Annotated in this window: 27 protein-coding genes and 2 pseudogenes; 16 read left to right on the forward strand and 13 right to left on the reverse strand. The window is 46.7% G+C overall.

Translation table 11 applies throughout. From position 1 onward, the window contains the following. The coding region (locus EDI28_RS15185; protein WP_164918572.1) for a transposase at positions 1–130 on the reverse strand (130 nt) is incomplete at its 3' end. Positions 131–579: 449 nt separating this feature from the next. Continuing rightward, positions 580–681: pseudogene (locus tag EDI28_RS27885) on the reverse strand (methyl-accepting chemotaxis protein); the annotation flags it as partial. A gap of 352 nt (positions 682–1,033) precedes the next feature. Between EDI28_RS27885 and EDI28_RS27890 the strand changes: the two are divergent. Together EDI28_RS27890 and EDI28_RS15195 are read left to right on the forward strand one after the other, a co-directional pair. Then, a pseudogene (locus EDI28_RS27890) lies at positions 1,034–1,300 on the forward strand (PAS domain-containing protein); the annotation flags it as partial. A gap of 258 nt (positions 1,301–1,558) precedes the next feature. Beyond that, a complete protein-coding gene (locus EDI28_RS15195; protein ID WP_438942806.1) occupies positions 1,559–2,578 on the forward strand; it encodes a methyl-accepting chemotaxis protein in 1,020 nt (339 codons plus the stop codon). Between the two features lie 332 nt (positions 2,579–2,910). Here EDI28_RS15195 and EDI28_RS15200 read toward each other — a convergent pair whose 3' ends face one another. The 9 genes from EDI28_RS15200 to EDI28_RS15240 all read right to left on the reverse strand — a co-directional run bounded on the left by EDI28_RS15200 (position 2,911) and on the right by EDI28_RS15240 (position 9,671). After that, positions 2,911–3,258 carry a DUF6404 family protein gene (locus EDI28_RS15200; RefSeq protein WP_128784749.1) on the reverse strand — a complete coding sequence of 116 codons (348 nt, stop codon included), beginning with the start codon at positions 3,256–3,258 and terminating at the stop codon, positions 2,911–2,913. A 189-nt stretch (positions 3,259–3,447) separates the two neighbouring features. After that, a complete protein-coding gene (gene sctU / locus EDI28_RS15205; RefSeq protein ID WP_128784750.1) occupies positions 3,448–4,485 on the reverse strand; it encodes a type III secretion system export apparatus subunit SctU in 1,038 nt (345 codons plus the stop codon). Continuing rightward, positions 4,482–5,258 carry a type III secretion system export apparatus subunit SctT gene (sctT, locus tag EDI28_RS15210; RefSeq protein ID WP_128784751.1) on the reverse strand — a complete coding sequence of 259 codons (777 nt, stop codon included), beginning with the start codon at positions 5,256–5,258 and terminating at the stop codon, positions 4,482–4,484. The genes sctU and sctT overlap by 4 nt, the downstream gene beginning before the upstream one ends. 12 nt (positions 5,259–5,270) lie before the next feature. Further along, positions 5,271–5,537: a type III secretion system export apparatus subunit SctS gene (gene sctS / locus EDI28_RS15215; protein ID WP_128784752.1), complete on the reverse strand. Its 267-nt coding sequence runs from the start codon at positions 5,535–5,537 to the stop codon at positions 5,271–5,273. A 24-nt stretch (positions 5,538–5,561) separates the two neighbouring features. Further along, positions 5,562–6,218: a type III secretion system export apparatus subunit SctR gene (sctR, locus tag EDI28_RS15220; protein WP_128784753.1), complete on the reverse strand. Its 657-nt coding sequence runs from the start codon at positions 6,216–6,218 to the stop codon at positions 5,562–5,564. Continuing rightward, positions 6,202–7,335 (reverse strand): hypothetical protein, encoded by a 1,134-nt coding sequence (locus EDI28_RS15225; protein ID WP_128784754.1) that lies wholly within the window; start codon positions 7,333–7,335, stop codon positions 6,202–6,204. Before EDI28_RS15225 ends, sctR begins: the two co-directional genes overlap by 17 nt. Then, the gene (locus tag EDI28_RS15230; protein ID WP_128784755.1) at positions 7,332–7,754 is read right to left on the reverse strand and encodes a hypothetical protein; all 423 of its coding nucleotides are present in this window, start codon (positions 7,752–7,754) and stop codon (positions 7,332–7,334) included. Before EDI28_RS15230 ends, EDI28_RS15225 begins: the two co-directional genes overlap by 4 nt. Before the next feature lie 145 nt (positions 7,755–7,899). Continuing rightward, on the reverse strand, positions 7,900–8,370 hold the full coding sequence (locus tag EDI28_RS15235; protein WP_128784756.1) for a flagellar FliJ family protein: 471 nt from the start codon (positions 8,368–8,370) through the stop codon (positions 7,900–7,902). Between the two features lie 2 nt (positions 8,371–8,372). Beyond that, on the reverse strand, positions 8,373–9,671 hold the full coding sequence (locus EDI28_RS15240) for a FliI/YscN family ATPase (protein WP_233353423.1): 1,299 nt from the start codon (positions 9,669–9,671) through the stop codon (positions 8,373–8,375). A gap of 301 nt (positions 9,672–9,972) precedes the next feature. Between EDI28_RS15240 and EDI28_RS15245 the strand changes: the two genes are divergently transcribed. From EDI28_RS15245 to sctB, 12 genes are all read left to right on the forward strand, one after another. Next, positions 9,973–11,070: a TyeA family type III secretion system gatekeeper subunit gene (locus EDI28_RS15245; RefSeq protein ID WP_128784757.1), complete on the forward strand. Its 1,098-nt coding sequence runs from the start codon at positions 9,973–9,975 to the stop codon at positions 11,068–11,070. Continuing rightward, the gene (locus EDI28_RS15250) at positions 11,060–11,482 is read left to right on the forward strand and encodes a hypothetical protein (RefSeq protein WP_128784758.1); all 423 of its coding nucleotides are present in this window, start codon (positions 11,060–11,062) and stop codon (positions 11,480–11,482) included. Before EDI28_RS15245 ends, EDI28_RS15250 begins: the two co-directional genes overlap by 11 nt. 49 nt (positions 11,483–11,531) lie before the next feature. Beyond that, the gene (locus EDI28_RS15255; RefSeq protein ID WP_128784759.1) at positions 11,532–11,888 is read left to right on the forward strand and encodes a hypothetical protein; all 357 of its coding nucleotides are present in this window, start codon (positions 11,532–11,534) and stop codon (positions 11,886–11,888) included. Between the two features lie 15 nt (positions 11,889–11,903). After that, on the forward strand, positions 11,904–12,236 hold the full coding sequence (locus EDI28_RS15260; protein WP_128784760.1) for a hypothetical protein: 333 nt from the start codon (positions 11,904–11,906) through the stop codon (positions 12,234–12,236). Continuing rightward, positions 12,233–14,314, forward strand: a complete 2,082-nt coding sequence (gene sctV / locus EDI28_RS15265) for a type III secretion system export apparatus subunit SctV (protein ID WP_128784761.1) — start codon at positions 12,233–12,235, stop codon at positions 14,312–14,314. Before EDI28_RS15260 ends, sctV begins: the two co-directional genes overlap by 4 nt. A gap of 125 nt (positions 14,315–14,439) precedes the next feature. Continuing rightward, positions 14,440–14,766, forward strand: a complete 327-nt coding sequence (locus EDI28_RS15270; protein WP_128784762.1) for a hypothetical protein — start codon at positions 14,440–14,442, stop codon at positions 14,764–14,766. Positions 14,767–14,794: 28 nt separating this feature from the next. Next, positions 14,795–15,796 (forward strand): DUF1521 domain-containing protein, encoded by a 1,002-nt coding sequence (locus EDI28_RS15275; RefSeq protein ID WP_128784763.1) that lies wholly within the window; start codon positions 14,795–14,797, stop codon positions 15,794–15,796. Between the two features lie 9 nt (positions 15,797–15,805). After that, positions 15,806–16,084, forward strand: coding sequence for a hypothetical protein (locus tag EDI28_RS15280; protein WP_128784764.1), 279 nt, complete (start codon positions 15,806–15,808; stop codon positions 16,082–16,084). Between the two features lie 13 nt (positions 16,085–16,097). Next, positions 16,098–16,598: an EscF/YscF/HrpA family type III secretion system needle major subunit gene (locus EDI28_RS15285; protein WP_128784765.1), complete on the forward strand. Its 501-nt coding sequence runs from the start codon at positions 16,098–16,100 to the stop codon at positions 16,596–16,598. Positions 16,599–16,613: 15 nt separating this feature from the next. After that, the gene (locus EDI28_RS15290; RefSeq protein WP_128784766.1) at positions 16,614–17,126 is read left to right on the forward strand and encodes a SycD/LcrH family type III secretion system chaperone; all 513 of its coding nucleotides are present in this window, start codon (positions 16,614–16,616) and stop codon (positions 17,124–17,126) included. Beyond that, entirely contained in the window at positions 17,101–18,084 is a 984-nt protein-coding gene (gene sctE / locus EDI28_RS15295; RefSeq protein ID WP_164918573.1) for a type III secretion system translocon subunit SseC family protein, read from the forward strand. The genes EDI28_RS15290 and sctE overlap by 26 nt, the downstream gene beginning before the upstream one ends. A gap of 10 nt (positions 18,085–18,094) precedes the next feature. After that, a complete protein-coding gene (gene sctB / locus EDI28_RS15300; protein WP_128784768.1) occupies positions 18,095–18,871 on the forward strand; it encodes a type III secretion system translocon subunit SctB in 777 nt (258 codons plus the stop codon). A 122-nt stretch (positions 18,872–18,993) separates the two neighbouring features. Here sctB and EDI28_RS15305 read toward each other — a convergent pair whose 3' ends face one another. Then, complete coding sequence (locus EDI28_RS15305; protein WP_128784769.1) at positions 18,994–19,407, reverse strand: hypothetical protein; 414 nt, start codon at positions 19,405–19,407, stop codon at positions 18,994–18,996. Between the two features lie 55 nt (positions 19,408–19,462). Next, the gene (locus EDI28_RS15310) at positions 19,463–20,278 is read right to left on the reverse strand and encodes a winged helix-turn-helix domain-containing protein (RefSeq protein WP_128784770.1); all 816 of its coding nucleotides are present in this window, start codon (positions 20,276–20,278) and stop codon (positions 19,463–19,465) included. A gap of 1,120 nt (positions 20,279–21,398) precedes the next feature. Here EDI28_RS15310 and gltS point away from each other — a divergent pair. Then, a complete protein-coding gene (gene gltS / locus EDI28_RS15315) occupies positions 21,399–22,628 on the forward strand; it encodes a sodium/glutamate symporter (RefSeq protein WP_128784959.1) in 1,230 nt (409 codons plus the stop codon). Positions 22,629–22,714: 86 nt separating this feature from the next. After that, positions 22,715–23,572 (forward strand): helix-turn-helix transcriptional regulator, encoded by an 858-nt coding sequence (locus EDI28_RS15320; RefSeq protein ID WP_199287444.1) that lies wholly within the window; start codon positions 22,715–22,717, stop codon positions 23,570–23,572. The last annotated feature ends 117 nt before the right edge of the window (positions 23,573–23,689 follow it).

A 23,689-nucleotide genomic window follows, 5' to 3' on the forward strand; every position in this document is an offset into this window, starting at 1 on the left:
TTTCCATAGTTGATTTGCCAACATTCATGGCAGCAGCTGCCTCAGGAACCGAGTAATTTTGATCAAGGACAAGTTGAGCGGCTTCAAGCTTAAACTCAGGGCTATATGTTCTTCTGGTACGTTTGGTCATTGTGTCACCTGTTCAGTTCTGAGGTGATGATATCACCTCTAATCAGGTGGCCAAATTAACTATGCCACTTCAATTGCCCTATTAGTGATCTGCTCCAGCAATACTGGATACTCACCTAAGCAGATTTTACCATACTTTAGTTAATTCATGCTTTGCTAAATTAGCTACTTCACTAAAACACTTTTTTCCATCGACGTGATTAACGCTGGCTTGTTTGTGCATCCGTTATGCATATGGAATCCACGGATTTACAAACTGTAGTGCTTGGCTGAGATTTACTGTAGTTAGCTGTACTCGCTCATATTAAACCTGCTTTTTTAGGCTCTAAAGGAACGTACTTAATCAACCTTGAAGTAACTGACTTCTTCTTTGAGTTTAGTGGCTAGCTGGTTCAAAGAGTTGACCGCTTTCTCATTACTCTGCGGTTGCTTTGGTGGTTTGCTGTTTACCGTTTCCGATTGAACTTCGGCAATCATAGATTCAATTTGCGAGGTTGCTTCGTTTGTCCTCTGGGCCAGTTGGCGCACTTCATCGGCAACTACGGCAAAGCCTTCGATAAACTGACAGGGAGTGACTCGAATATTGTCAAAGAGCTGGACAAGCGGGCGGGTGATATACCTAACGGTCAAAACCTGAAGGAAACGCTGTTAGAGAAAGCCGGACAATGGAAGGCTGACGCCCAAATACAACGACTAGCTATCGATGCTGACTTCCTCTCAAAAGCGATAAAAGACGCCTTATCTAATTCGTATTAAGCATATTGGATCTATCAACTTAATGATTTTTATCAATATGTTGTCATCTTTGTCTGATATTGTACGTTTTGCCATGCAGATAATGGCTCTTAAACTCAGATAGCTAGACATTAATCATTACAAATAGATAAATAATAAAGAGGGGAATATGGCAGACGAAAGAGTAAGGTTTTCAGATCACGACAGCCTAATATCAACCACGACCCCTGACAGTCATATCACTTATTGTAATGAAGACTTTTGCCAAGTTGCAGGCTACAGAGAAGAAGAGCTACGAGGTGAGCCGCATAATGTCATTCGTCATGGTGACATGCCAAAGGCGGCCTTTGGTCAGCTATGGGAATATATCCAATCTGGTAAAAGCTGGATGGGGCTGGTAAAGAATAAGTGTAAAAATTCTGGCCATTATTGGGTGTCTGCTTTTGTGACACCTATCATGGATAAAGATGGAAAGGTTTTTGAATACCAGTCAGTCAGGACGCAACCAACAGATGAGCAGATCTCCCGCGCTTATTCACTTTATGCTCGACTGAGAAAAGGAGCGGTATCTGTAAGGCGTATAGAATGGATGAACCTATCCTTTGGACTAACGTTTGTACAGTTAGCCGCCCTCATTGCTTTCGCGCTAGGTGCATTTTCGGCATCAGTTATGTTGGGAGTAGTCATTCCATTGATGATTGCTCAGATCACGTGCTCGTCTTTACTCAAAAAACGAATAGCCTCTCTCAATAAAGTGGCCAAGAGCCACTACGACAACCCCTTAATGGAACAGCCCTATACCGGTCATTGTGATGATGTCTCACGTATAGAGCTGGCTATGGTGATGAAGCGTGCCGAGTTAAGGGCGGTTACTGCACGGGCAAATGAAACGTCAACCCATCTGCTCCAAGCCGCAAATGAAGAGGTCATCAATAGCCAGTCGATTGATAACGAGTTGGGCGAACAGGATGTGGCGACTGATGCAATGGCAGTATCAGCTGAAGAAATGCTTGCCTCTATCGATGAGGTTTCAAAACAAGCAAAGCAAAGCTCTGAGTTTGCTAATGATGCGCAGAGCAAAGCACAAGAAGGCACCCAAACAATAGATGAAGCGGTAGAAACTGTTCGTGTGTTGAGCCAGCATCTCGATAGCTCTAAAACAGCGCTTGAGCAACTGTACGCCGATGTGGATGGTATCGAGACAATTCTGGAAATGATTCAGGGAATTGCCGAGCAAACAAACCTATTGGCACTCAACGCCGCTATTGAAGCTGCGAGAGCTGGTGAACATGGCCGCGGCTTTGCTGTGGTGGCAGATGAAGTTCGAGCGTTATCAGGTAAAACGAGTGCTTCGGTTGATGATATCCGCTCAAAAATAGAGCTTCTTCAGGCTACGGTAAATAAGACAGGTCGCTTAATGGAGGATGGTATCAAGTCCTCTGAACAAAGCGTATCCAAATCACAAAAGAGCAAGGAATCATTCGAAGCGATCGTAAATGATTTAGTCTCTATTGGGGAACAAAGCGCCTACACTGCCCAGGCTATTACAGAACAGGTGCAGGTGACCCAAGGGATGAATGATCACGTTATTCGGATGAATGGCGCTATTCAATCAACCAAGGTGTTGTCATCATCCTCTGTTGAACGAACCAATGCTCTTGTAGTCAGTTTGGAGAGCCTACAACGTTTGGTGCGACAGTTTAGCGAGTCATAACAGCATATAAAGTTATGTATTTAAAAATAAACCTCCCAGCTAGGCACTCTTGGCTGGGAGGTTTGTTTTTATGCCAATTTTCTTCCGAAGCTCTCAATCTATTTTCAACGACTTGTTTCATTGTTTCCGTTATTGACGATGACTAACCACATTAACAGCTCAAATGCTTTACTGAACAGAACATGAAATCCAGCCGGCACGACAAAGAAGGTCAGAAAACATAAAACTTCACTTTGTTTTGATAGAGGCTCTGTGATTGGTGTTAGCACTTTGATGGAAAGAAAACCGGTAAGGCCAAATATGAAAACGTTTCGTAAAAAGGATCTGTACATTTAGATATTTTCCCATTTTGTTAACTTACATCGCTTAGATTTCCAGCTGTAATACAAAGCTGTTATCAACCCGTACAGCAGGCCTCCCACCAGAGCTGTAATAGCGGATTCCGTTATTGATTTTCCGCTTGCTTGCCAACCCAAAAAGTACATCAGTATCCCCCATACCGGGGTGAAAAATACAAATGAGGTGAGAAAATTTGATTGGAAGCTTCGATAGTAAGGAGGGGGAGATTTAACTCCTAGCTTTCTTAATAACCGGAACAACGGAGGATTAAAGTTTGATTTCCAGATGCCCGCTTGTTCCAATTCTTCATGTGCTGCTATCAGTTTACTGCGATAAGACATTGAACTACCTGATGTAAATTGAAATTGATAATGACTGGGTTGATACATGTGGCAAAACATATCTCATCTCATCCTCAACAGTTTATGAGCTTAGTCACAAGTTTTCTATGCGGCATATGCCTGTGTGGTGTATATGGTGGATTTAGTTACCTTTATTCAAGGCTCATGTTTAAAGTTCTGGCTCAAGATTTAAGCTTCAAGGCTTTTCATCCAGCGGATCACTTCAGCGACAGGTTCAAATAAGTGGGAGGGGATCGATTCGTAAAGCTCGGCCTCAGCATGAAGGGTGCGGGCGAGGGGAATGTTTTCCAATACAGGGATGCCTTGTTGTTCCGCCAGTTTTCTCAGCTTCTTTGCTTGAACGCCGCGGTACTTTAACGATACGGCTGGAATTTTGCAGTCTTCATCGTCATACCACAGGCCGACGACTAAGTGGGTCGGGTTGGCTACCACGACCGATGTTTTCTTTAATTGCTTGGGCATTGTATTGGCCTGTAGCTCGCGATGAAATTCTTTGCGTTTGCCTTTAATCTCCGGGTTTCCCTCGCTGTCTTTGTATTCCCGTTTAACCTCGTCCTTGCTCATTTTTAGTTCTTTCTCGTGGTTGTAGCGCTGGTAGAGCAGATCCAGCATAGCGATCAAAATTAATGGTGATATCACAAACAGGCACAGCAACAAAAATAGCTGCCCAGCAACAGGAAGCAGTGCCTGAATGGGATTGTAGGGCAGCAGCAAAATATCCCGGAGGTGAAAGCGCAGCACCAATGTTACCATTAGCCCGAGGATCAAGATTTTCAGCAGAGAGATGACAAATTCCACGACATTCTTGACCGAGAAAATCCGCTTTGCCCCAGATGCCGGATTGAGCTTGTTCAGGTCGATCTTCAGGGCTTCCGGCGCAAATAACGGGCCGAACTGGCCAATATTGGCAATGACCCCTACAACAGCAATTGCCATCAGAAAGGGAGCTAGTATTTCGAAGATCAAAGTAAAAGTTTGTTCAAGGGCAACCTCGGCGGCTTTGTTGAATGGCAGATTCAGTAGGCGGGTTGGCAGGGTAAACAAAGCCTCGAGCTTGCCCATGATCCTGCTATGGTCAATGAGCAGCCACATCATTGTTGCCAGCATTGTTGCCAGCGATGGAATTTCCTTGCTCTTGGCAACCTGTCCCTTTTTTCGGGCGTCGCGAACTTTTTTGGGAGTCGGCTTTTCTGTTTTTTCACTCATGGTAGCCAGGCCTCTAGTTGTTCGGTGAGCAGGAAGAAGTCGGCCAGTTCGAGTAGAAAGGCATCAAAAAATAGGCTGATGTATAGCAGCAGAACCAGCAGGGCAATTCCGCTTTTGATAGGCATTGCAAGAAAGAAGACATTCATTTGTGGTGTGAACCGGTTCATTAGCCCAAGGCCGAACTCACTCAGGAACATGGTAATGATTGCCGGTGCAGCCAATCGCCAGGTGATATTCATTAGCTCGGAAAAACACTCGAAAACCAGTGTTACAGAATTAAAAACCAGTTGCGGCGGGAAGTCGGTCATGGGCCACAGCAGAAAGGTTTTGTAAAAGGCGCTGAGCCACAACAAGACACTGCCAGAGATAAAAAACAAGCTGGTACCGGCATGATTGAAAAGGATCCCCAGCGGTGAGGTTTGGTCTCCTGAAAGCGGGTTAAGGGTGCTGGCCATCGAGGCGCCTCGTTGGTTATCGATGACGAAGCCTGCACTTTCAATGGCCCAGAAAGGTATTGCACTGATGAATCCGATAAAGAGGCCAATAACCGCTTCCTTGGCAATAAGTCCGATCAACATCGTGCCAGACTGAACTTCGCCGAGGTGGGGAATAACGCTGGGCAGCAGGGGCAGGGCCAGTGCTGCGGCAATACTGTTACGTATAACAGCCCCTCCGAGTAGTTGTTTGGCAAATCCGGGTATTAGGATCAGGGCAACAAAGAAACGAGGCAGACAGAGACTGAAAGCCAGGATCAGATCGGAGAGTCCATTCATAGCCGAATATCCCTAGAGCACATCGGGAAGGGAATCAAAGATATGGAGGCTGTATTGATAGAGCTGTCCGCCGAGCCAATGTGCCGTGAAGAACAGTACCATGATCACCGCGATCAACTTGATTACAAACGACAGGGTTTGCTCCTGTACCTGAGTCAGAGCCTGAAGGAGGGCGACTAAGGTGCCCACTAGAGCGGCTGCCACTATGGGAGGCAGCGATAGCAGCAATACCAGCTGAATAGCCTGCGCAGTCATTGCAATTAATTCAGCTTGTCCCATGTTTTTCTCCTCGTGTGATTAACATCAACTTAACTGGTAGCTCAGAACAATGCCGTGAGTCAGGCGGGGCCAGCCGTCGAGCAACACAAACAGCAGTAGCTTGAATGGCAGCGAGATGGTCATTGGGGAGACCATCATCATACCCATTGCCAATAGAATGTTTGAGACGATTAAATCAATGGCAATGAAAGGCAAATAAAGCAGAAATCCGGCCTTGAACGCGGCGGTTAGCTCGCCGACGGTATAGGCCGGGATCAGCACCAGAAAGTTTTGTTCGGTGATCACATCTTGTTGGTTGGCGGGCCACAGCTGCTTGGCGGTATCGGCAAAGAAACTGACTTCCGACGGGCTGACTTTATTGAGGAGAAACTGACGGTAGGGTTCGAGTACGGTTCCGATGGCACCTAAGGCCTGTTCGGTATTCTCCCAGTCGACAGTGAGATCCAAAGCTTCGTAATAACACTGGTAGCCGACCGGAGCCATGATGAAGATAGTCAGGATCAGGGCCAGACCGTGCAGGGCCATGTTAGGCGGGACCTGCTGAACCCCCAGTGCATTGCGGATCAACGAAAAGATGACCACCAGTTTGACAAAGGAGGTGGCCATCATGGCAATGAACGGAACCAGCCCTAGCATTGCCAGTCCGGCAATCAGGGTAAAGGGATCAGGTATATTGAGCATCTGTCGGTTCCTTGTTGTTCTGGACAGGGTCTTTTTGAATACAATTTGGAAATGCAGTTGGTGGATGCCATTGGATGAGTTGCAGGGCCAACTGATCGTCATACTCGACAATTTCGGCTTGTCCGCAGCATTGTTTATTCGCGCCTGAAATCAGATATAAATCCACGATGGCATTTGGGCACGAGTTATTGCCAGTGAGGGGAGATATTCCTCCAGTCTCTGACGTTAGGCACTCTGCTTGTTTAGCCGTTAACAACAGCGATGCTGATTCCATGAGTAGCCAGTAGCTATCTAGCTCAGGGGGGCTGGTCGCGAGATGAGAGAGATCGAGTACTTGTACGTTTGAGTTGCTGGGCAGTTCTGAAACTAAGTATGCCTTGCTGTAATCCGTATTCTTGCTCTTATTATTGCCATCGATGCAGATCAGAGGCTGCGGGTAGTAATAACGACCTTGGCGTAATATGGCACCGGCGTGCAGCTGTTCGCACTCATGACATGTTAGCGGTTGATATCCGGCCAGCAAGTTGGCCCGAACCGGAGGTTGAGGATGATTTACGATTGGGCGGGGCGGCCAGCTTGAGAACAGCGTCGATAACAGCGGGTTTGTATTTACCTCGTCAGGTAAAAAGAAAAACTGCGCGGTGCTTGCTTGGTTAGCTTGGTTATTAAGCGAAGTGTCCGTATTCTGCAGGGTTGCAGACAGGCAAAGAAGTGAATCTGTATCCGAATCAGTTTCAGTATGGTCTTCAAAAAGACCTGTTGTGTTGTCGCTTAGTGGCAGGCATGTTTCGACGATAACAGAGCTTGGATCAGTTTGGGCTGAGGTCGTGGCTGTGGCACTAAACCAGATCTCGCAGGCTTGCTGAACCAGTAACATCTGAAATGCTGTCGGCAAGGCTGTGAATACATCAGGAGTAACGGCTGGCTTGATAAAGCTGAGCAAAGCCTGTTGATCGCAATGAATTTCAAAGACTGCGTTATTGGCTGTACCGCTGACCAACCAGCATGGTGACCGTTGTGCTATCGAGAGCTGCAAATGCCACTGGGTGCCATCCGTTGTGATTTCGCTGTGATGTTTTTGGGCATATTGCCGGATCCACTGTTTGAGCCATTTCATACCGGTAACTCCTCAACAGAAGAACCTGACAACAACGATGATTCAAGTGCCGGTTGTTCTTGGTGTTCGGTTTGATATAGAGCTTGGTATTTGATACTGGTCTTGACATGTTGGAGGCCGGGTTTGCGATCCAGATAGCGTTTTTCTGCCCGCATCTTGTCGGTGAATGCCGGATCTGCACAGTAAATTGTAATATTGACGAGGCCTTGTTCTAGCGCTGACTTGACAGTGACCGGTGCCGAGCCAATCGATGTTGTCAGTATCAAATTATCCCGTTGGGCATTTAACCATAGGCGATCAGCCCATTGCCTGATCTGTTGAATTCCCTGATTTTCTCTTTCCGCTTGATTAGCGGTAATCGCTGGTTCTGCTTCACTCGTAGCGTTAACTACGGGTGTGATAGGTTGTGGCTTTGTCATAGCTTCCGATCCATTGAGCAGTTGGGAGAAGAGGCTGATATTGGCATGGTGATCTTCCGTTATCTCCGTCTTTCCATCGCCCTGGCTTTTATCTAACTGTTTTCTATCACACAGCTTTCCCGGTGGCCTGAAGGTTGTTTTCTGGCTAGAGGTCGAAGCCTGCCGAGCGTCGGCGAAAGGGGAGTTCGTCGAGGGCGTTGTCTTCCTGCTGGCGTTGTTGGGCAATATCGGCATTTTCATATAGCTGCTTGATCTCTTTTGATTTCTCTAGCTTAAATTGTGCTTGCTGGTAATCAGTCCGGCGCTGGTCTAATTGTGTTTGTAGTTGGGAAATCTGCTGATGTTGTTCACTTATCTGTTGTGTGACCGCATTAATATGCTGTTGCTCAATCGCTAACTGTTGTCGCCAGTTATCGAGGGCATGTTGCGACATCAAGGCCTGTTCGTTAAACGGGGCAATGGCCAACACCTGATAGCTTTGCTGTATTTGTTTTTTTTGCAGCTCAAGTGCTGAGAGCTTTGCCTGGGCATCCGCAAGTTGCGAGGTTGCTTGGCTAACCAGTAATTTTGCAGCTTGCTTCCGTCGGTCTTTGATATCTACAAGGGTTTGCCACATGGTTAGCGGCTCACGCTGAGCAGTTGTTGTAGGCTATCTGTGAATGGGCTGTGATCTTGGGTGGCTTGGCACAACAAGTCACGAATGGCCGGTTGTTTGCTTATCGCCATATCGGTAGCTGGATCGGTGCCGCGTTGATATTCCCCCAGTCGAATCAGTAGCTCGCTCTTCTCATAAGTCGCCATCCAGTTTCGAATCTTCTCGGTTGCCCGGCGGTGCTCAGGCGTGGTGATTTGGTTGATCACTCGGCTGGCACTTCGTAGTACATCGATTGCCGGATAATGGGCTGCTGCTGCGAGTTCGCGAGACAGGATAATATGCCCGTCGAGAATGGAACGAGTTTCATCGGCAACGGGTTCAGTCATGTCGTCACCTTCGACCAGCACCGTATAAAGTGCGCTGATTGAGCCTTGCTCTGTACTGCCGGGACGCTCCAGGAGCAGTGGTAATTGCTCAAAGACAGAAGGCGGAAAACCACGTCGTGTAGGGGGCTCGCCTGCCGCCAACCCCATTTCACGCATTGCTCGGGCAAATCGAGTGAGTGAATCCATCATCAACAGGACTTTTCGTCCTTGCTCGCGGTAGTGCTCGGCAATTGTTGTAGCAACGAGCGCAGCCCGCGCTCGTTCCATGGAGGGACGATCAGAGGTTGCGATCACCAATACCGCTTTTTTTCTTACCTCTTCGCTCATGTGTAACTCGACGAACTCTCGGACCTCACGGCCGCGTTCGCCAATCAGGGCCAGTACGATTATGTCGGCCTCGGTGTTGGCCAGAATCATCGATAGCAACGTACTTTTACCCCCACCGGCAGCGGCAAAAAGCCCCATTCGCTGCCCTTCGCCCATGGTGAGCATAGTATCAATAGCCCTGACACCTAATGCTAACGGTGCTTTGATAGGGGGTCTTGTCATGGGATTGGGAGCGGCATTAAAGACCGGACGCCACTGGCCGTTGGCATTCAGGTGTGACGGTGCATTATGAAGTGAACTGCCATCCATCGGCATGCCAAGTCCATTGAGCATTTTTCCCAATACGGCATCACTGACCCAAATTTCATGCTGGCGTTTTTCATTGATGACAAGAGTTTGATTCGATATTCCTCTTGATTCACCCAATGGCGTCAGCAGGGCATAGGGAGACTGGATCCCGACAACCTCGGCATACAAAACGGGTTGGTGCGGTGTCTCAAGCCGACACATATGACCGATAGCAGCACCGGGCAGCACTGAGCGGATAATATTACCGGTGACCCCTGTCACCTTACCTGCGCTTTGACATGAGTAGGGACGCGTAACAATTTGGCGAAGAGAGACGAGTTGTTCAGCAAGAGTCCTGGGGAGTTTGTCTGCATTTGGCAGAGCACTCGGTAACGCATTTGGTAATGAGTCTGTGGGGTTTTGGCGGTTTGGCAATCGGTGATCCCATCAACAAAACTTGGTTCTTGATCGCGATTGTGTCCTAGTTAAAGAGCAGAGTCTTAATAAAACTGTGAATCACATCTGAAGCGGAATAACAGTGATTTTTGAGGTTTTTTTTAGGCTTTTTATCTGCTGATCTCATACAACAGTGGGAAGTGTGTATAGCTAGCAAGAGGTTGGTGTGGCAGATATTTCAGGACACATGCCGGGTAATTTTTCCGCGACGGGTAGCGTACAGGCCGGGCAGCCGAGATCCGTGTCCGCTAGTCAGGCACCTGCAGGCAATACCGCGGTGTTGGCTAACACTAGCTTGGCAGACTCGGCTGAAGAGTTGAGTTTTGCTCTGGCGGAAAAACGTCCCAAGTCGATGGCGGAACGGAAGTCGGACAAAAGCGATCAGGCACGCTTGGCTTGGATACAGAAAATTCAGCAGTATCTTGAACAAGCCCCCGACTTGCAGAAACAACACAAGTTGGTGGATTTTGTTTCTGCCAATCTGGGCCGTTCGCAAACGACAGAATCTTTTATTCAAAGCCTTAAGTCATTCAGCCAAGATGAATCGCTACAGTATTTGGCCGGTCAGGTGCTGGTCGAGGCAAGTGATCCTCAGGATAAAGAGCATTATGAAAATGCCCTAAGTGCTTTCAAGGCCAGAAATGCCAAAACAATATTGGCTGGTCTGAATACGTCCCATGTTTTTTCTGATGCCCTACCGGTGAATCAGCTGTCATCAGCGAGACAATCGTATCGGGATCTTACTGATTATCAAAGTCACGGCAAGGTGTGGCGTCAGCTCATGGGCATGGTGAAGCAGTACGACACGTTTGACAATGCTGTTGATATTCAACAACGCGCCCTGTCGGCTGACTACCATGCGCTGGAACCCAGCCAGGAGCGAGGGGTGCTGGCAATGGTGATGAAGAATCTTAATCAACTCAAGCAGCTGAAAGGTATTTTTGAGCAGGTGAGTGATTTGGCTCGCCAGGTACAAAGCCAGTTTTTTTCCCCTATAGACGCCGAGTCGCTGATGGAGCAGGTGCTTTCTATTCCTGATAGCCAATTTGTGACAACGCGACAGATGGATCAGACGATGCAGCGCCTGAATGTAACCACTTTGCCTGCGCAGGTCGTGATGCAACAAGGTATCAAAACCCTTGCTGCTGATTTACCGGATGCTCTGTACCCTTCGCAAGAACAGCGGAGTAGGGTTATGGACAGTTTGCAGCAGTGCATTGATGAAACCATAGACAAAGAAGAGATGTGGTTGGATGGACAGTAACGCTCAGCTTGCAGTAAAGGAGTTTTTGGCAGTATTGGAAAATGTCATTCCAGATCACCAGTCTTCAATATTCGATCAGCCGTCTGGCGTTCTTAGTATCACACTCCCCGATACCTACTCGACTTGCTTTGTGGCGAATCACCACATTGAACTGCGTTGGGAGCAGTTTTGGTTGTCGTTGGTCGTTCCCGTTAGTGACAACGGGCTGACAAGAAAAGCGGCAGATTTATTGGCCTTGCTTTCAGTTTCACCATTACCTGCTCAGGTTGTGATGGATAGACAGGACCGACTTTGGCTGGTAAGCCAACTTCCCTTGGAAAGTTTGCGCACCAGCTCCCTTTGTCGGCATTTTCAGTGGCTGACAGAGAAGGCCGCTATTTTACAGAACAGGTCACACACGGCTCATGGTTAGTTTGCCTCTCCGATTCCGTTTTTTTCGCTCAGAAGCGCCTGGACAAGCCGTGCAAGGTGGATCTGGCGGACACGATCGAATAAAGCCGATACCTGTTCCCCGAACGCCGCCTGCAGAACATGGAGTAAGACGAGCTGAGTTGACATCGGGCAGAGCTGCCAGTGTAAACGCCAAAGCTCAAAACCAAGCCCTCTCTCCGTTGTCCAGTATCGCTTTGGGTCAATGGTATCGGGCAGAGCAAGACGCAACCCCAGCCATGATCAGTGCCCTGCATTGTCAGCAGCTCGGCCAGTATCTGATTGCACAGACCATGCCAGAGGCCAAGCCTGCGTTAGAGGTTGTTCAAGCATTATGGCTTGTGCAACGAGAAATCCACTTGATCAAATCAGGCTTGATGAGCCCTTAGCGAATGGGAGTTAACGTGGTAACAAGTCAAATGGACTCTGAGCAAGCGAGATCTGTTATGCAAACCCTGCTGGCAAATTTGCTCGAACAACAGCAGTGGGCTTTGGCGATGCCTGTAGCACATTGGTTAGCAGCCAATGGTGATGATTTGGCTTGTGCCTTGTGTCCGCAGCTCCATAACTATCTTGATGAGTATGAATTGTCGCTGGAGGCTTTGTCTGCTGTACCCATTGCCTTGCGGCGCCGCCTCGTGGTTCGCAGGGCTGAAGCTTCTGCGTTATATGCACTGGGGTATCACCAATTGGCCAGAGATGTATTGCTCAGTAGTGCCACTGAGGAGTTATTGTGAAAGCCCTGCTTAGCCGTCTCTCCGGACGAAATGATCTGTTATTGGCACTGTTGTTGATCGCAGTGGTCTTTATGATGATCCTGCCAATGCCAACCGAGCTGGTGGACATACTCATTGCTATCAACCTTGGGATTGCAGTGATCTTGATGATGATGGCGATCTACATTCATACTCCGTTGGAATTTACCGTCTTTCCCTCACTGCTATTGCTGACCACCTTGTTTCGCCTGTCGCTTTCAATTACGACGACACGTTTGATCCTATTACAGGCGGATGCCGGGCAGATTGTTTATACCTTTGGTAATTTTGTGGTTGGCGGCAACTTGGTTGTGGGGGCGGTGATCTTTTTAATCATCACGATTGTGCAGTTTCTGGTGATCACCAAAGGGGCGGAACGAGTCGCCGAGGTATCGGCGCGTTTTAGTCTGGATGCCATGCCGGGTAAACAGATGAGTATCGATGGTGATATGCGTGCAGGGGTCATCGATATGGAAGAGGCCCAGCTCCGGCGCAATCGAGTGGAGAAAGAATCGCAGCTATATGGTGCCATGGACGGTGCCATGAAATTTGTTAAAGGGGATGCGATCGCCGGCTTGATTATTATTGTGGTGAACTTGTTGGGCGGGATCACTATTGGTGTCGTACAGCGCGGTTTGCCTGCAGGTGAAGCCCTGTCCATCTATGCAATCTTGACTATTGGCGATGGGCTAATTTCACAGATACCGGCTCTGTTTATTGCGATTACCTCCGGCATGATTGTTACCCGGGTATCGGCGGAGGTATCGGCTGATCTGGGTAAAGACATTGGTAACCAGATCACCAATCAACCTAATGCCTTGATGATTGCCAGTGTCATACTGCTGTTGTTTGCGTTGGTGCCCGGTTTTCCGACAGTGACATTTCTGGTGTTGGCTGTCGGCTTGGGAGTGGCCTCGCAATGGCTAAAAAAACAAACAAAAAACACTCAAAAGGGCGCAAACAGCCGGTCGTCTTCAGCACCTGATTCACCAGATAATGAGAATGGCCAAGAAGGCTTCTCCCTGACCGTGCCACTTTCGCTATCTATCGTTGAACTTGCGAGCCACGGGTTTGAGGCTGACGCTTTGTCTGCCTCTTTAGCTGAGCTACGTCAAAATCTAACCCGGGAACTCGGCGTCCCTTATCCGACCATTCACTTGTATTGTCAGCCCGGCATTGCTGCTGATAATGCCCCTGGTGAAAGGGTGAGGCCAAAAGGCGAATTTCAACTGCAGGTACATGAGATCCCCGTTCTCTCTGGAGAATTATTGGGTGATGCGGTGTTGGTACATGCCGAAGAGCAGCAGTTGCAGATACTCGGCTTGAAGTATGAGCAGGCGCTGTTCAACCGTCGAAAGTTATTCTGGATAAAAGGCAAAACAGACCAAGAAGTAGCTGGTATGGGTTTGGTCAGTGTGTCTGTTTTTGATGCTGTGCTAGCCGATATTCACCAAATTCTGATCAAGCATGCGCAGGACTTTATTGGTGTGCAGGAAACGCGCCTGTTGCTTGAACACATGGAAGGTGAATTTGAGGAGTTGGTCCGAGAGGTACAACGACAGTTACCGATATTCAAGCTGACCGAGATCCTGCAGCGGCTGGTGTCAGAGCAAATTTCGATCCGTAACCTGCGGGCCATACTGGAAGCTGTGGTCGAATGGAGCCAAAAAGAAAAGTCGGTGATTCAGCTTACCGAGTACGTGCGTATTTCGCTTAAACGCTATATCAGCCATAAATACAGCAATGAACAAAATATGTTACCCGCCTTTATGCTGACCCCAGAAGCTGAGGAAACAATTCGTGCGGCGATCCGCCAAACATCAGCTGGGAGTTATCTTGCGATGGATCCTGCGCAGTCAGAAACTCTTACCAATAACCTCGTTACAATTGTTGGCGATCTGCAATCTCGTCCTCATATGCCTGTGATGATCACTGCGATGGATATTCGCCGCTATGTGAAAAAGCTGATTGAACCGAAGGCCTATGAGCTGCCTGTTCTGTCATTTCAGGAGCTAAGCGATAGTGTCAACGTACAGGCATTGAACCGAATAGGATTGTGAGCTGATTAATTCCTCAAATTTGCTTTTTTTCATGTTTTTCATTTCTCAAAGTTGCACTGTTCTCATGACTAAACACCTTTTGCTTAATTGATAAGCGAATTCAATCGATTCTAGGGAGGCCGAGAATGCCAATTGATGGGGCTAATTTTGAACCCGAACCGCTGGCTTCCACGTTAACCAGTAACGAAAACTTGCTTGCAGAGGCTGTCCAACAGCTGAAACAAGGAGAGCGGGTTATGGCGGGTTGTCCGGTGACGACTTCGCTTGCCACCCAACTAATAAATACTCACTCCGCGTCGAATGACTTGCAGCAGGCGACAGCACAGGTTGATGCGATGACTGGCACTGAACCTGTCGGTTCAATGCAGCCGACAGCTCTGCAAAAAACAGGTCAGCAAAAGCTAACTCAACAAAAGCCGGCTCGTCAACGCTGCGGGCGAGTGTTTATCTAATTTTTCCATCTATAAAAAGGAGCACGAAATGGCAACTGTAAATGCCCTTGCTGGGGCGCAGTCCGTCAGCATGTATGCGAATGATCAAAAACCGGAACTGAATGATTTGATGATGGCGGTGATGATTGACCGGACCAATATTTTGGACGGTCAAATCCGTGACGGGATCAGCAATATCAATGATCAGAACCAGAAAATGCGTGATCTACAGCTACATATGTCTGAAGCACGTCAGGCTCAACAAGGTACCAATATTGTTGAAAACCCGACATGGTCGGTCGACGATAAAACCATCAAGCTGGATAACGGCTATGAGATTTCCCTCAGCGGATCCAGCCAGGAATGGACGATAAAAGATTCTGCGGGTAACTCTACTCGGATATGGGGTGACCCGCATGTGGCTGAAAAAGATGGCGGTAACTGGGACTTTAAGGATGGTGTGACGTTTGCTCTGGGTGATGGCACCAAAATTACCGTTGGGACCACGGGTGACAATAACGGTATGACCTATTCGGATTCGCTGACAATCACCAAGGGCAACCAACATATCCAGGTGACAGGAATTGCGGATAATGCCCCCAAAATATCTGGCCCTAGTTTGGATGGACTGACTGTCGATAAAAATACCAATGACGGAACCGTCTTCTATGAGTCGGGTAACGCCAGTGACTGGAAGACCAAAGCCGGAACGGAAATTACGTCGGACCAAGCCATGGCCGGGCGCACTGTTACGAATGAGGACAATGCACTTGGGGCATCGCCAAAAATGAGTGAAGAAATGAAAAGCTTCCTTGAGGCGAACAACATTGAGATCCCGACCAATGAAGATGGTTACCTGAGCAAAGACGACTGGAAAAATGTCCTGAGTTCGATGCAGTCTTTCGGTGACAGCCTGACTTCTGTATCACAGCTGGATATGGCCAAGCTGCAATCCTCCATGAATAAGTATAACCAGTCCTACGACATGCTCTCTAACTTCACCAGCAAGTATGCCTCAAGCATTGATTCACTGGTTGGTAATCTTCGTTAAGGTCACAGCATGATGGAAGAAACACGTTCAATCGACGCTTTTCTCGCCGAACAAGATACCCAATTAGCCGAGATAGCAGATACCTTGCAACAACACCAGGCTCTGGTCGAACGGCACAAGCTGGATCGCCTGCAGGTCATTCTTGACGGGCAGTTGACGGCTAAGCAGAAAAAGCAGCGAGAGACAGAGCAACGTCAGTTCTTACAGCAGCTTGAAACGACAACGGTCATTTCGAGTTCTCAATCTAATAACCACCTACCGCGTCGTTTGCGTGGTATTTCAATCTAAAGAAGGAAACATTATGTCTGCGATTACACCTGCGTCGGGCGTTACCGGCAATACATTCAACCCGTCTGAAGCTTCATTGGATTCCTTGATGATGATGGTAATGATGGATCGCTCGAACCTGCTCGATGCACAGGTACGTGAAAAAATCGAGAATATTAACTCGAAAAACAAAGATCTCCAGGGTCTAAACGGCATCATGACCAAACTGCGTAACGATATGAGTAAGGTTGGCACCAAGGACGATGACACTGGGTCAATGAGCCCTGAGGTTGAGTCATATCTGGAAAATAACTTCGCCAAATTTGAAAAAAAGGATAGTTATACCCGTAAGGACATGGAGCTGCAGCTTTCGAATCTGAAAGATAAGGCCGAGAGTCTGACATCATCGTCTCAACTTGATATGGCTCAGCTGCAATCGACGATGGGCAAATACAACAATAGCTTCGAGATGCTATCAAACTTCGTGTCTAAGTATGGTTCTTCTATCGATTCTATTGTCGGTAACTTGCGTTAATTCGAGGTGAGTGTGATGACGACAGCAGCTGAAACAAATCAGGCTTTGTTAGGCGAGATCGAAAAGTACCTGAGTGGTGGCGGAACCTTCGGAGAGATATACGACTTGAGCTCTGAAACCATCGAAACCTTTTACCAGGTGGGCTATGGCTTGTATCAAGGAGGAAGCTATGCTGATGCTGAAAAAGTCTTTCGTTTCCTGTGTCTATTTGACCATTACGGATTGCGCCACTTTATAGCACTGGGGTCGTGTCTTCAGATGCAGAAAGAATACCAGTTGGCTATTGAATCTTACAGTTATGCCGGGTTGTTGGATGGTAAAGATCCAAGATCACCGTATCACGCTGCCGAATGCTATTTGGCTCTTGGACAGCGTGAGAAAGCAAGCAGTGGTTTCTATGCGGCTAGTCAGTTATCAGAAAAACACTCGAAATTTGATGAATTGTGTAATAAGGCTGCCACGATATATCAGCAGCTGAATGCATCACTTCAGGAGACAAAGAATGAATCCTATGAATCCGCTGAGTGACAAGTTTGCGGCTCCGGGTTTGCAAACCAATCAACAAGCATTGGTTGAAAACCTTAAGCAAGCGGTGACTCAAGCATCTGTACCCCAGGCCGTTGAGGTGAGTAGGGGGACGGACAAGGCGCAGGCACCATCTGCGACCCGGCCGCCCATACTTGATATGCCGCTCGCCGATCAGGAAGACGTCAGCCGTGCGCTGATGGAAGTGCAGATGAAACTGCAAGATCAACAACTCAAACTTAGTACCAACGACATCAAAGGTATGCAGGCCAAGAATAAGGCCATGCACGAGCAACGTATTGAAAAGCTTCAAGAGTCCATTGATAAAATGGCTGAAGCGAAGAAAGGCGGTCTTTTCGCCAAGATTTTCGGCTGGATTGCAACAATTGCAACAGTCATTGCTTCGGTTGCCCTGATAGCAACGGGAGTGGGTGCCCCTGCAGCAGCGATGATGCTGGCAGGCGCGGCACTGATGCTGACCCAGCAAATTTCCTCAGAGACAGGAAATTGGATGAACGATGCTGTGGCAGAGGTATTTCAGGCATTTGGTATGGATGAGAAGTCGGCACAAATTGCGGCCAATGTTGCGATTATGGTTGCAGGTATTGCCTTGAGTCTTGGTGCGGGGGCCACGACAGCGGCTGCTGCAGCCACAACGACTGCGATGAAAGTCGCCAAAATCGTTAGTCAGGGGGCCAAGATAGCTGCCGGGGTGTCGGCTATCGGACAAGGCACGGCACAGGCTGTTGCGACAGAAACAAAATACCAAGCCAACATGAGCAGTGCCGATGCCAAAGAGATCAGTGCTTTCCTCAAGCGTTTGCAGCTTATGATGCAAGAGGAGATGGACCGGGTGCAGGAACTCCTTCAGAAAATGCAAGATAACGTTTCTGACGTGATGTCTATTCTATCCAGTGGTCAGGATTCACGTTCACAGATGGCGCGTTATATTAACGCTTAAGGGGGAAAGAATGATAACACCAGTAAATACGCAGAGCCCAAGTCTCAATAAGCAAGATCTTATGCTTGACGAGACAGCCTCCTTAACTGGCAGTAACGCGGCTAAAAAGGCTAATACACCACCAGTCCTATTGCAGCATACGAGCGCAGCAGCGGCGAACCGCCCTGCAGGATTTCAGATGCTAGAGTCGCCACTACCGAGAACCGGTGCAGACTATTCAATGGCCTTCAAGGACATAAGCAAACTGGATCATGAAGATACGATGGTCCAAATTAGCGATATTTTGACTATGATGCATCAGCTTGCGACGACGCAGCGCCAACAAGCACGTGAAAGCAGGATGACTGAACGAGAGGCGGCAGTCGGTAGTATTTTGGGGCAGGCTGATAAAATGCGCGAACAGGCCGAGCTAGAACGTCTATCTGGCTGGATCTCAGCCGGTATTTCGATTGCTTCTGGTGCGATGCAGGTGAGCGGTGGCGTGAAGGCGCTGAAGATGAACATCTCTGATGCCAAGCTGCAGACTGTGAATAGCATTCAGCAGGCTAAAACCCAAATCCTGACCGGAGTCGGCCAGTTACTGACCACGCAGATTGACTATCATGCCAAGCAGAAGCAGGCTGACGGCAAGGTGCTGGAGGCCGATCAGAAGGTGCATGAGACGGCAATGGAAGATGAAGGCCAGCAAATGCAGTTTTATCTTGATGTGATTCGGGACGCCCGCCAAAAGCTGGAAGAAGTTATGCGAAGCCAACAGGAGTCGATGAAGAGTATTGTCAGAGCTTAAACCTGCTTAATCTTCAATGTCGTGCGGAATGGTAATTTGTGACGTTGTCACGCGGCCAAGACACCTCTAACGAGGTGTCTTGCTTTTTAGGCATGGTATTCGACTAATCGAGTTGTATTCACTTAATTGACCTGATACCGATTCAGTGCCATCAAATAGCCGTCACCTTGGTTGGTCGCAATCACAATGTAGTTTTCTGTTGACTCCACTACCTTCCACTTACTGTGGCCTGGAAGCTTCCTTGCTGCGCTGAGTAAATCATTGTACATGCGGATGTCGCTAGCAGAGACAATCAACCCTTTATTGTAGTTTTCATCGGTAATGCTCATCGAGTATTGGCCATTGTTGTCCTTATTGATGGTTCCCTTAGTATGTACTTCTACGACATTTTTGAGGCCTGACTCTGAGAATATAGTCGTAATATCGATATTTTGGTCTTCAATGAAAACTTCGATATTTCTCTTCCCGTGATACGAGCTACCTGTAGAATTTAAATGATAGGCGCCACTGTAGGCCATTGCTGGTTTCTTGTTCATAAAATCCCAACTACTGATACTAAACACAGCCATTGAGCTTGCAAGGAAAAAACTTTTAAGATACAAAACGACCGACCTCTTTAATTGTGAGTTCTTCTATTTCAGATGCGGATTCATTGTTCTCAAGAAGAATGACTCTATTATGTGGTGATTCATTCTTATCAATAATCACAATAGACAAGTAGTGTTTTTTCAGCATTAAATAAATTGACTTTGGTGTTTTTTCATTTGGTATTGATATAAGTGATTTATTAATTGAATCGGAAACAATGCTAGTGAACTCATCGTTATCTGAATAAACTTTTAATATGCTGTCCGAATATACCTGTTGTGGTGTTATAGATTTACTTGTTTTTATTTCATTTATATATGGTAAGTAAGGAGCATCTCCTAATAGGTAAAATGAAAGCATAAAAATCAGAGAACCAGAAAAATAAGGCCACTTTTTTTTCGCGATATGTAGTGGTTCAATATTTATCTGTGATGAGGATGTTTTTATAGGAGAAGCAATGGCTGCTATATTGTTATTTGTTTCTTCGCTATTTTCCTCTTTTGAGATGTTTTTGACTATTTCGCTCTCGAGTTTATATCCAACTTTGGCGATGGTTTTCAGCCACTTTTGTTCTTTGCCGTTATCACCAATTAAAGTACGTATGTTACTGATAGCTTGAGTGATAGAGCTGTCAGAGACTATCTTTCCTGGCCATGCCTTTTCGAGGATTGTCTCTTTAGAAACAACCATCCCAGCGTCAGAACAGAGAGCCAGTAAGACTAGAAAGTCATGGCTGCCGATACGTTTTTCTTCATTGGTCTCGAAATGGCGCAAAAGTGATGCATCTTTGATGAGAATCCAATCTTTTATTTTATACATTAAAGCTCTCACTTCTTGTTCAAGTCGCAACGTAAGAGTTACTTTTTGTTGCTTTATTAATCGTATGCCAACTGACTTGTTCGATAACAAGAGTGTCCAACATTAGCATTATTAAATTAGTTTGATTGCTCCTTGAATCATAATTGTTAATTTTATCATGTTTTTTTGATGTAAATAGGAGTAGAGTAAAGACTCTATCGCGCAGAGTGTCATTGTTATTTGAGGTTTTATTTCCGCAGACTTGACTCGGTTCAAATGTTTAAGTTTGAATTCGTGCTAACTATGATGCATATAAAATTGGTTCGGCCATGTTACTTTTTATAACAAAACGCTGTTTTGGGGATAGTTCTCTTGTGTTGGCAAGTACCAAAAATAGCGTTCTTAATTATATTGGATGAATATCAAATTTTCTTCAAAGAGAGAGCAGAATAGCACTATCGTTCTTTTCTGTAGATATTGAATGTATTTATAAAAAGTGAATTTATTAATTGTAATGAATAATATTATATTTAATTTGATGTCAACGTGATTTTTAAATTGATAATATTTTTAACTCTTCAGATAAAAATGTTATTTAATGGTGTTTATCAATGCATGCTCAACCTCAAATATATTGATGAAAAATGTGTTCTGCCTAGATGGTTTTTGTGATTTAAATCCGATTGAATATCCTGAGTTGATATTTCCATATATGCGTATTGTGAATGAATGTTGTGCGCCCTTAGAGGGGGAGAATTATAAAATCCCGTATGCGCGAGCGGAATATATTTTATACTCAGCTTGCACCGCTCTATGTTGCTTCATGACGGTGAACCAATCAGTGTGTATGTATTTTAACTTTTCGATATATTGGAACTATGGATGATTACATATCCCCCCACTCTCGGAATTAATTTGGTGTTTGAATTAATTATAACGTGCATATCACTTGAATGTTAATGTCTGAAAATTCATGCTAGTTCATCCTTGATTAAGCTCTCGTAGTTAATAATTGTTTACTGAATTTCTGTTTAATTGATTTTCATTGGCTAATGTTAGTGATGGAAATTGTAACCAAAGCAAAAAGCTACATGCTAACTGTTATCAACTAAGTGCGAATTAGGGTGGATGAGTAATGGAAATGGACTGGGTTAACGGGATCTTAAAACTAAGTTCTTTTTTTGCTGTGACGATAGGTATTCTTGTCCTTTTTGTCGGTCGTCGTCTTAACAAAATGTTTGCGCCATTGCGTGAATTTAGTATCCCTGAGCCTGTAACGGGCGGGATTCTCTTTTCAGTTTTGATCGCGACGGTTTATGTCGTTACTGATATTGAAATTGAGTTTGATCTGATGGCGAGGGATGTATTGTTGGTGTACTTTTTTACCACTATCGGTATCAATGCCAGCCTTAAGGATCTCCTTAAAGGAGGGATTCCCCTGGTGGTGCTTCTCGCAATCACAATTGGTTACATGCTCGTCCAGAATTTTACCGGGATCAGCGTTGCCGCTATGTTTGGCCTTGACTCTGCCGTTGGTATGCTGGGAGGCAGTGTGTCTTTAATTGGTGGTCACGGGACGGCGATAGCATGGGCTCCCCGTATTTCTGAAGGGTTCGGTATCAGCAATGCGATGGAGATTGGTATTGCCTGTGCGACATTTGGCCTGATACTGGCAAGTTTGATGGGGGGACCAATAGCAAAATTCCTGATCACTCGCTACGACCTCAAGCCCGATCATAAAGAGCAGCTGGATGTCGGTGTCGCTGATGAATCGCAAAATGGTAATGGGGCAATCTCCGGCTTCGACTTCTTGGATGCGATTTTTGCTATCCATATCTGCGCTATTTTAGGTTTTATTCTAAATGAAGTGATTGCAGAGTTAGGGCTGCAGTTGCCACTGTTTGTAACCTGTCTGTTTGCGGGGATTGTGATAACAAATCTAATTCCAGATGCCTACCCTCGGATTTCCGGTACCAAATGGCCGTCTCGCAAGCCTGCGATTGCATTAATTGCTGATGTATCGCTGGGGACTTTCTTAGCGATGTCGTTAATGAGTATGCAGTTGTGGACATTGGTGGATTTGGCAGGGCCTATATTTGCTATTCTCGGTGCTCAGTTTATTGTGGCGATTGTGGTTAATATCTTCATCGTATTCCCTGTTATGGGCAAAAGCTACGATGCAGCAGTCGTTTGTTCGGGGTTTGGCGGGATTTCGCTTGGCTCGACCCCAACCGCAATGGCCAATATGTCTGCGGTCTCTCAGCGCTATGGTAACTCGCATCAGGCGTTTATTATCGTACCGTTGGTGTGTGCCTTCTTTATCGATTTGGCCAATGCGCTGATAATTCCGTACTTCCTGGCTAACTTTTAACGGTGGGCTGTGATGTCAAACAGGGTCGAAGTGTAATAATTACTTATAATACTGTCATTTAATGGACTGACGTTGGCTCGGATCTTATGGATTACAGCTTATCAATAGAGATGGCTATCAGTGAGTTGGTGGGGCAGGCGTGCCCGTTTGATCAGGTGTTGTTTGGCGGTAATCAGCCAGTGCCGCCGGAGCTAGCCTATCAGGTCGACTTTCCGCGGATTGAGTTGGTACTGGAGGGACGTCTGCCGATGCAGATAGCTACCCAGGATGGCGTGTGTACCGATATTGAACTGATGCCGGGTAAAGTTTTGTATCTTCCTGACTTTTGCTGGAACAAACCGACTTTTACCGGGCCGGTGACAACGTTGAGCCTGCTATTCGGCCGTGAGAGTCTGGGGTTTAGCCTGTTACACTGGAATGGCGAGGCTTTTGAAGCGCCGCTTAAACGACATATACCTCGAAGGGGGCCACGCACAGGAACGTTTATCTTACGTGCACTGGAAGAGCTGTGCTGGCATCAGGAAGAACAACAAACCGCGCAGTTGTTAATCCATTCATTACTTAGCAATTCACAGGAACTCCTTACTCACCCGCCCGAGACGCCGTCAAAGGGGCATGCGATATTTGAGGCTATTCGGGACTATATTGACCATCACTATCAAGAATCGATCACCAGGGAATCTGTCGCCAAGGAGTTCTATATCTGCCCTAACTACCTGTCGCAGCTGTTCTACAGCAAGGGGGGAGTGAAGTTTCAGGATTACCTTATTAAGGCACGGCTGGAGAAGGCAAAGTACCTGTTGAAAAAATACGATATGAAGGTGAAAGAGGTCGCCCATAATTGTGGGTTTAAAGACAGTAACTACTTCTGTCGGGCATTTCGGAAAAATACCAACCGCTCACCATCCGAGTATCGTGTTCACTACCGCAGTAAGCTGTCATAGCTGTTGGTGGTAAATAGCCAAGGCAACTTGTTATGAACCGCTGAGCTTCTTCTATCTAACGTGAAACTCAGCGATATTATTAGCTTTCACAACCTTGCAGACTAGTCCACATCAAGT

Origin of the sequence: Photobacterium chitinilyticum, from assembly GCF_004104355.1 — a bacterium.
Lineage (GTDB): Bacteria > Pseudomonadota > Gammaproteobacteria > Enterobacterales > Vibrionaceae > Photobacterium > Photobacterium chitinilyticum.